Source organism: Pacificoceanicola algae (assembly GCF_049341065.1).
Classification (GTDB): domain Bacteria; phylum Pseudomonadota; class Alphaproteobacteria; order Rhodobacterales; family Rhodobacteraceae; genus Pacificoceanicola.
Genome location: NZ_JBMPIX010000050.1, coordinates 1 through 6,928 on the forward strand (window position 1 = coordinate 1; position 6,928 = coordinate 6,928).

Consider the following 6,928-nt stretch of genomic DNA (forward strand, 5'->3'; position numbering starts at 1 on the left):
CCGCAGTATCACATGCAGATCAACAAAACCTTTTCCCTTCAACAACATAGAAAGATGGGCGTAATGAAGCAAAGTTGTAGTGTCAACGCCAACCTTCCAACTTTTCCTGTGCGTCGGCAAGGCTCATGAACCAATGCGCGTTCAGGCACTCCGACCGAAGCTTGCTGTTGAAGGCCTCGATGAACACGTTGTCCGTCGGCTTATCCGTGCGCCGGGACTTGTAGTGGTAGCTGGACGTGTCGAAACAGATGGCCCCACAAGCCTTCCTTATCGACACGCCCCAGTCGACGCACATCCCGGTGACGAGTTCGCGCAAACGGCCAGGCTTCAGAGCTTTCGCCGGATCACGTCCTGCAGCATCTCGCGGTCCAACGTCAGGTCCGCGACGATCTTCTTCAGCCGGGAGTTCTCGTCCTCGAGCGCCTTCAACCGGCGCATTTCATCTGGCAGCAAGCCACCATACATTTTCTTCCAATAGAAGTAGGTCGCCTGGCTGATCCCGGCCTTACGGCAGATCTCAGCGACCGGCGTGCCTTGCTCGCCCTGCTTCAGGATGAACGCCTTCTGCGCCTGCGTGAACTTCGATGCTTTCATGCGCTTCCGCTCCTCTCCCAGCCAGGAAAGCTTAGCCAAAAACTCCAGCTTCAGACGGTCCAGTTTTCAGGGGGCAGAGCACACGCTCTGCGAGCAGATCCATCACGTCTTGGTAGGACAGCGGGTAGCAGATACCACCGCACCGCGCACAGGATGATCTCGCGTGGAAAACAGTGATGTTTGAATGGTGACTGACGCGCCATGATCAACCTCAAGAACATGACCGTCGCCAAATAGCTCGGTTAACGCAACGGTCCCGGTCATGGACTCATCGTCACTTCTGGATGCCGAAATCGGCGACACGGCAGGCGAATGCTTTCTTGTGTCTACATCTACATGATCTACCTGTGAAACCAGATCGAAAAAGTCACTTTGGCGCGGATTATGCGCCTTCGTCAGCTCTTCTTCGCGCAGCATCTATCATGGTCCGGGCCATGTCCCGTGCCAGCATTGCGGCCTCGGGAATGTTCCGGACATGCGCAGTGGCAATCGCGCCTTCCTTTAAAAGGGCGAGGCGTTCCGCCAGCTGTTCTGGCTCTAACAACTGGGCGTCGCGGCATGTCTTTTCCAGGTAATCGACGATCCGCCGCTTGTGCTCGGACGCCACGCGGTGCGCGGGGTGATCGTGGGCCGCAAACTCGCTTGCGGCATTGATGAAGGCGCAGCCCGAGAACCCCAGATCCTTGAACGCCTTACCCAGGAACCACGTTTCCAGCGCGTCGAACATGGCCAGCAGCCGTTCTTCCGGGTTGGCCGAGGCCTTCTCCATCTCGGACATCAGCCAGTTGCGAAACCGTTCGTCGCGCAATTGCAGTGCCGCAAGGATCAATTCGTCCTTGGACCGGAAATGCTTGTAGAGGGTCATCTTCGCCACCCCCGATTCGGCCAGAATCTTGTCGATCCCGGTAGCATGGAAGCCGTGGCGATAAAAAAGTTTCAGGGCGGTTTCGACAAGATCGTCGCGGCGCTTGTTCAAGAGTTTTCCCCGGTTATCAGACAGTTCTGTCTACTTATTGCGCTTTCCAGCGCTTTTCTCAATGGTAAAACAACCCAAGTCTCGCATCACGCTTAGGTGAAGGGGGTTTGACAAATATACAGACCTGTCTGTTTTATAAGGAGCGCAACACAGCGCCCCATCACAAACAGACATGAGAGAAACCATGACACGTATCCCGCTTCCCGCTTCCATCGAAGACGCTCCGGCCGCGGCCCGCCCGCTGCTTGAAGCCGTCAAGGCACAGCTTGGCTCGGTGCCAAACCTGTTCCGTATCACCGCCAACAGCCCCGCTGCCCTCGGTGGCTACCTGGAACTGAACGGTGCCCTCGCAAAGGGTGAACTTCCCGCCGGCACGCGAGAGCGCATCGCATTGGCTGTCGCCCAGAAAAACGGTTGCGACTACTGCCTTTCGGCGCACAGCTATATTGGCAAGAACATGGCCAAGCTTGACGATGCCGAGATTGCCGCCAACCGGCGCGGCAGATCGACCGATCCCAAGGCCGACGCCGCCGTCCGCTTTGCCACAGCTCTGGTCGAGACGCGCGGCTCCGTACCCGAAACGGAAATCGATGCCGTGAAATTTGCGGGCTACAGCGACGCCCAGATCGTCGAGATCGTGGCCCATGTCGCGCTCAATACGCTGACCAACTACCTCAACGAGGCGCTTGGCACCCCGATCGATTTCCCGGTCGTGACCAAAGACGCCGCCTGATCCCCCAGGTCCCCCTGGGCGTCCCGGCTTCCTCCCTGTCAGTCACTGCCCGCCGGGGCGCCCGCTTTTCCCAAAAGGAGCCGCAGATGAGCCGCCCACCGGTCCCACCCTTTACCGCCGAAACGGCAGCGCAAAAGGTCCGCCTTGCCGAAGACGCCTGGAACAGTTGCCAGCCCGAAAAGGTCGCGCAGGCCTATACGCCCGACAGCCAGTGGCGCAACCGCGCCGAGCGTTTTTCCGGGCGTGACCGCATCGTCGATTTCCTGACACGCAAATGGGCGCGTGAACATGACTACCGCTTGATCAAGGAACTCTGGTCGCATGATGGCAACCGCATCGCCGTGCGCTTTGCCTATGAATATCGCGACGACAGCGGATCGTGGTTCCGGGCCTATGGCAACGAGAACTGGGAATTCGCCACGGACGGTCTGATGCGCCGCCGCATCGCCTCGATCAACGATCTGCCGATTTCCGAAAGCGAACGGCTGATGCGCTGGCCGCTGGGCCGCCGGCCCGACGACCACCCCGGCCTGACCGATCTGGGCCTGTAAGGAGAAACGATCATGGCCAACGCCTATGCAAACATCGCCTTTACCTCTGCCGTGCGCGCCGAACAGGCCCGCCATGGGTCTGCCGACATCTACGCACGCGTCCTTTCAGACACGCGGCAGGACGGCGACCAAATGACCGACCGCGAAGCCGCCTTTCTTCAGGCCCGCGACGGGGTTTTTCAGGCCACTGTCGGCGAAACCGGCTGGCCCTATGTTCAGTTTCGCGGCGGCGCGCCGGGGTTCCTGAAAGTGATCGACCCGCAGACGGTGGCCTATGCCGACTATAGCGGCAACAAGCAGTATATCAGCACCGGCAATCTGCGCGACAATGACCGCATCTCGATCCTTGCCATTGATTTCGCGCAGCGCCGCAGGCTCAAGCTGCTGGGGCATGCGCGTATCACCGACGATCCCGGGGTCATCAACTATCTGAACCCGCCCGACGGGCCAGAGGCCGAACGCGCCGTCGTTATTCGCGTTGCCGCATTCGACTGGAATTGCCCCAAGCACATCCCAGTGCGCCGTACAGATGCCGAATACGGTGGCGAAATCGACCGCCTGAAAGCTCGCATCGCGGAACTGGAACAGATGCGCTTTGCCTCAACGTGATGCTTTCCCCCGCCGCTTCCGGACAGTCCGGGGGCGGCTTTTTTGATCCAACTGTATAAAACCGGAGCCTGCCATGCCCACCGTCACCGCTGCCTTTGTCCGCGCCATGACTGCTGCCGCCGGACTGACCGTTACGCCAGAAGGGCGTGTCATGTCAGGCACCAAAGTCATTTACCAACTTCCGCCACTGACCGACGGCCATATCGACGACCAAAGCCATTTCGGCCTGATCGACCTGATCGCAACGCGCCATCCCGACCGGGTGACCTTGATCGCGGCCTATGCTCAGGCGATCTGCGTGGACGATCTCGGGGTGCTCGGCCTGGCGCTGAAAAGCGCCCCGACCCTTGGGGCCTCGCTGGCGCGGCTGGAACGGTATTTTCGTCTGCTGAGCGATACGGCAGCCTACTGGCTGGACCGCGACGGCGATCAGGCTGCGCTGGTCATCGAAAGCTGCACCCCCGACCGTGCTGCCCTGACCCTGCGCAACGAATGCGCGCTGGCCTCGAACGTCAGCAAGATGCGGGCCTTCGTGCGCGGAGATCTGGCGCTGGAATGCGTGACCTTCCGCCACGCCTGTCCGGGCGATCCCGCGCGCTTTGCGGATCATTTCGGCTGCCCGGTCATCTTCGGGGCTGCCCGCGACGCCATCGTGATGCCGGTGCGGGCGCTGGACCTGCCCAATCGGATTGGCGACGCGGCGATCTCGGATTTCCTGACGGGGCATCTCGATCGTGAACTGGACGCCACGTCGGTGGTGCCGCCGTTGCGGGCCGACCTGTTCCGCCGTCTGTCCACCGCGCTCAGCACCGGGGTGCCGCAGGCCGCGACCCTCGCGCACGACATGGGCATGAGCGAACGGACCTTCTTTCGCCGCTTGGCCGAAGAAGGCACGACCTACCGCGACGTGGTGCGCGACGTGCAGATCAGCCTTGCGCGCGATTTGCTGAACCGCGGCGACTGCAGCATCGCCGAGGTTGCCTTTCTGACCGGCTTTGCCGAGCAAAGCACCTTTGGCCGTGCCTTCAAACGCTGGGTCGGCCAGGCCCCGGCACAGTATCGCAACAGCGTTTCCGGCAAGCCTGCCGTGCCCCGCGCGGCGATCATGGCAGGTGCGGCCCAAACGCTGGCAGGCGGGGCCGATACGGTCCGGGCGGTGTCGATCTAATCTGATTTCATCAAGATGAGGCAGCCCTCGGACAACCCCAGCGGTTCCTGCCCGCCGCCCCATACACCGGAAAGGACCAGACCGTGACACGTTACATTTCGCCCGACTTTGCGCACCAGGACCAAACCGCAACCCGCCGCCGTCGCCCCGCGCTTTGGCCCATGCTCACCAGCCGGGATGCGCTGGATATGGCATCCCTGCTGGTCTCGGCGGTCGCAGGCGCGCTGACCACCGGAGCGCTTGCGACGCTGGTCATGATGTCGGCGCCCGCCTATGCCGAAACGGCGAGCGGGGATGGCACCGAAGGCGCTGCGCACCCCAGCGACGCCACCGAACGGCTTTACCCTGCCTTTGCCGACTCCGGTGACGACACCGAACCCTTTCCGTTCAGCGTTCCGCAGGGTCTTGGACTGACGCCGGTCTGCACCTGCGTCCTGCCACCGGCTACCTCGGACTAAACCGATTTCCGAGCCGCCCAACCTGCGGCCCGGCCTCTTCAGGAAAGCGAGCTTCCTCGTTGCCGCGGCGCCATGCGTCCGCGACCGGCATTTGCCATGCCGCACCAAGGGATCCCGCCCACCTGGCAGCGTCTTGGCGCTGTCCCGACCCATCACCATCCACACTTCATCAAGGAGAGAGACGATGAAACACGACGACCACGAAAACTGCGGCTGCAATATCACGCCTCAGCACGTCGACATAGCCCGCCGCCGCCTGCTGGCCGGTGCCGCCGCCACTGGCGTTGCCGCCGTGGCCGGGACGACCGCGCAGGCCGCCACGCCCGAGGCCCGCGCGTTCTATGCCGATCCCGAAACCCCCGGCCTGCCGCAGATCGATATGGAGATCACCCCGGGCCGCACCGCCCTGGTGGTGACCGACCCGCAGATCGATTTCCTGTCCGAGGACGGCGTCACCTGGGGCGTGGTCGGCGAAAGCGTGACCGAACAGGGCACCGTCGACAATATCGAGCGCCTTTTTGCGGCTGCCAAATCGGCGGGCATGCCGGTCTTCATCTCGCCGCATTACTACTATCCGCACGATCACAAGTGGCATTTCGAGGGCACGCTGGAAAAGACCATGCATTCGATCGGCATGTTTGATCGCCCCGGTCCCTTGAACCTTGATGGGTTCGACGGGTCGGGCGCCGACTGGATGCCACAGTACAAGAAATACATCGAGGACGGCGAAACCGTTATCTGCTCGCCCCACAAGGTCTACAGCCCGGCGCAAAACGACCTGAACCTGCAACTGCGCAAGCGCGGCATCGACAAGGTGATCCTTGCGGGCATGTCCGCCAATCTCTGCACTCAGGCGCATCTGTATGAATTGCTGGAGCTGGGCTTTGAGGTCGCCGTGGTGCGCGACGCCACCGCCGGGGCCAAGGTGCCCGAAGGCGATGGATATCTCGCCGCTATCATCAATTTCCGAATGGTTGCCAACGGCGTCTGGTGGACAGACGACGCTGTGACCCGCATCGCTCGCGGCGCGTAAGCGGCGCAGCACTCCCAAACCCTGAACCCAACTTTAGAACAAAGGACCTGACCCATGACAAAACTTACGCTCACCGCCGTGCTCTCCGCGGCCCTGATCTCGCTCGCTCCGGCCGCCTTTGCCGCTGACGAATACAATGTGAACAACGGGCTGACCCTGACCGGTCACCCGCTGGGCATGCACGGCTTCGATCCCGTTTCGATGTTCGAGGCCGATGCGCCCGAGATTGGCGACGCGCAATTCACCTCGGAACACGATGGGGTGGATTACTACTTTGCCAACGCCGAGACCAAGGCCGCCTTCGACGCCGATCCCGCAGCCATGCTGCCGCAGTTCGGTGGTTTTTGCGCCTTTGGTGTCTATGCGGGCAAAAAGCTGGACGGCGACGTGCGCTATGCGGACATCGTCGACGGCAAGCTCTACCTGTTCGTGAACCAGTCTATCTTCGAGAAGTATCTCGAAGACCGCACCACGATCATTGACGGCGCCTTCGACAAATGGCCGGAGATCATGGCAACACCGGTGGGCGATCTCTGAGCCCTTTCCGGTGAACCAGGCCGGGCCGCCAAGTCCCATGGGCGGTCCGGCATCTCTTACATTGAACGGAGCCGCCGGGCTCGGGTATGGGCGGGTCACAAAGTCGTTCCGCGCCGATATCGCAATACTGGCTGAGCAGTTGTGGCAGGCGAAGCTGATCATGCAGATGACGGCTCGGCGCCGGAATAAAAGCACCTACATTCGATCAGGACGGGAGTCGGTGGATAGTGCGAAACGGCAATTTGAGTTGATCTGTACCGCGATTGCGA

Annotated in this window: 10 protein-coding genes and 2 pseudogenes; 8 read left to right on the plus strand and 4 right to left on the minus strand. The window is 61.5% G+C overall.

Annotated features, from left to right (window positions below):
- Positions 1 to 82: 82 nt before the first annotated feature.
- The 4 genes and pseudogenes from ACOYQJ_RS25870 to ACOYQJ_RS25885 all read right to left on the minus strand — a co-directional run bounded on the left by ACOYQJ_RS25870 (position 83) and on the right by ACOYQJ_RS25885 (position 1,570).
- Positions 83 to 187: an integrase core domain-containing protein gene (locus ACOYQJ_RS25870; RefSeq protein WP_422908774.1), complete on the minus strand. Its 105-nt coding sequence runs from the start codon at positions 185 to 187 to the stop codon at positions 83 to 85.
- A gap of 12 nt (positions 188 to 199) precedes the next feature.
- Positions 200 to 594 (minus strand): annotated as a pseudogene (locus ACOYQJ_RS25875) (transposase); the annotation flags it as partial.
- A gap of 82 nt (positions 595 to 676) precedes the next feature.
- Positions 677 to 797, minus strand: a pseudogene (locus tag ACOYQJ_RS25880) (IS6 family transposase); the annotation flags it as partial.
- Positions 798 to 976: 179 nt separating this feature from the next.
- On the minus strand, positions 977 to 1,570 hold the full coding sequence (locus ACOYQJ_RS25885) for a TetR/AcrR family transcriptional regulator (protein WP_422908765.1): 594 nt from the start codon (positions 1,568 to 1,570) through the stop codon (positions 977 to 979).
- Between the two features lie 184 nt (positions 1,571 to 1,754).
- Here ACOYQJ_RS25885 and ACOYQJ_RS25890 point away from each other — a divergent pair, with 184 nt between their 5' ends.
- From ACOYQJ_RS25890 to ACOYQJ_RS25925, 8 genes are all read left to right on the plus strand, one after another.
- Entirely contained in the window at positions 1,755 to 2,303 is a 549-nt protein-coding gene (locus ACOYQJ_RS25890; RefSeq protein WP_422908766.1) for a carboxymuconolactone decarboxylase family protein, read from the plus strand.
- 86 nt (positions 2,304 to 2,389) lie between these two features.
- Positions 2,390 to 2,854: a nuclear transport factor 2 family protein gene (locus tag ACOYQJ_RS25895; RefSeq protein WP_422908767.1), complete on the plus strand. Its 465-nt coding sequence runs from the start codon at positions 2,390 to 2,392 to the stop codon at positions 2,852 to 2,854.
- A gap of 12 nt (positions 2,855 to 2,866) precedes the next feature.
- A complete protein-coding gene (locus tag ACOYQJ_RS25900; RefSeq protein ID WP_422908768.1) occupies positions 2,867 to 3,463 on the plus strand; it encodes a pyridoxamine 5'-phosphate oxidase family protein in 597 nt (198 codons plus the stop codon).
- Positions 3,464 to 3,536: 73 nt separating this feature from the next.
- Complete coding sequence (locus ACOYQJ_RS25905; protein ID WP_422908769.1) at positions 3,537 to 4,631, plus strand: AraC family transcriptional regulator; 1,095 nt, start codon at positions 3,537 to 3,539, stop codon at positions 4,629 to 4,631.
- Between the two features lie 83 nt (positions 4,632 to 4,714).
- Positions 4,715 to 5,089, plus strand: a complete 375-nt coding sequence (locus tag ACOYQJ_RS25910) for a hypothetical protein (RefSeq protein ID WP_422908770.1) — start codon at positions 4,715 to 4,717, stop codon at positions 5,087 to 5,089.
- A gap of 184 nt (positions 5,090 to 5,273) precedes the next feature.
- Positions 5,274 to 6,122 (plus strand): cysteine hydrolase family protein, encoded by an 849-nt coding sequence (locus ACOYQJ_RS25915; RefSeq protein WP_422908771.1) that lies wholly within the window; start codon positions 5,274 to 5,276, stop codon positions 6,120 to 6,122.
- Positions 6,123 to 6,176: 54 nt separating this feature from the next.
- Entirely contained in the window at positions 6,177 to 6,659 is a 483-nt protein-coding gene (locus ACOYQJ_RS25920; protein WP_422908772.1) for a YHS domain-containing (seleno)protein, read from the plus strand.
- 61 nt (positions 6,660 to 6,720) lie between these two features.
- Positions 6,721 to 6,928, plus strand: a 208-nt coding sequence (locus ACOYQJ_RS25925; RefSeq protein WP_422908773.1) for a hypothetical protein, incomplete at its 3' end; no start/stop codon positions are given.

Bases quoted from the DNA above. Each gene is read 5' to 3' on its own strand.
- ACOYQJ_RS25890 (WP_422908766.1), top strand. From the start codon at position 1,755: ATGACACGTATCCCGCTTCCCGCTTCCATCGAAGACGCTCCGGCCGCG.
- ACOYQJ_RS25895 (WP_422908767.1), top strand. From the start codon at position 2,390: ATGAGCCGCCCACCGGTCCCACCCTTTACCGCCGAAACGGCAGCGCAA.
- ACOYQJ_RS25900 (WP_422908768.1), top strand. From the start codon at position 2,867: ATGGCCAACGCCTATGCAAACATCGCCTTTACCTCTGCCGTGCGCGCC.
- ACOYQJ_RS25905 (WP_422908769.1), top strand. From the start codon at position 3,537: ATGCCCACCGTCACCGCTGCCTTTGTCCGCGCCATGACTGCTGCCGCC.
- ACOYQJ_RS25915 (WP_422908771.1), top strand. From the start codon at position 5,274: ATGAAACACGACGACCACGAAAACTGCGGCTGCAATATCACGCCTCAG.
- ACOYQJ_RS25920 (WP_422908772.1), top strand. From the start codon at position 6,177: ATGACAAAACTTACGCTCACCGCCGTGCTCTCCGCGGCCCTGATCTCG.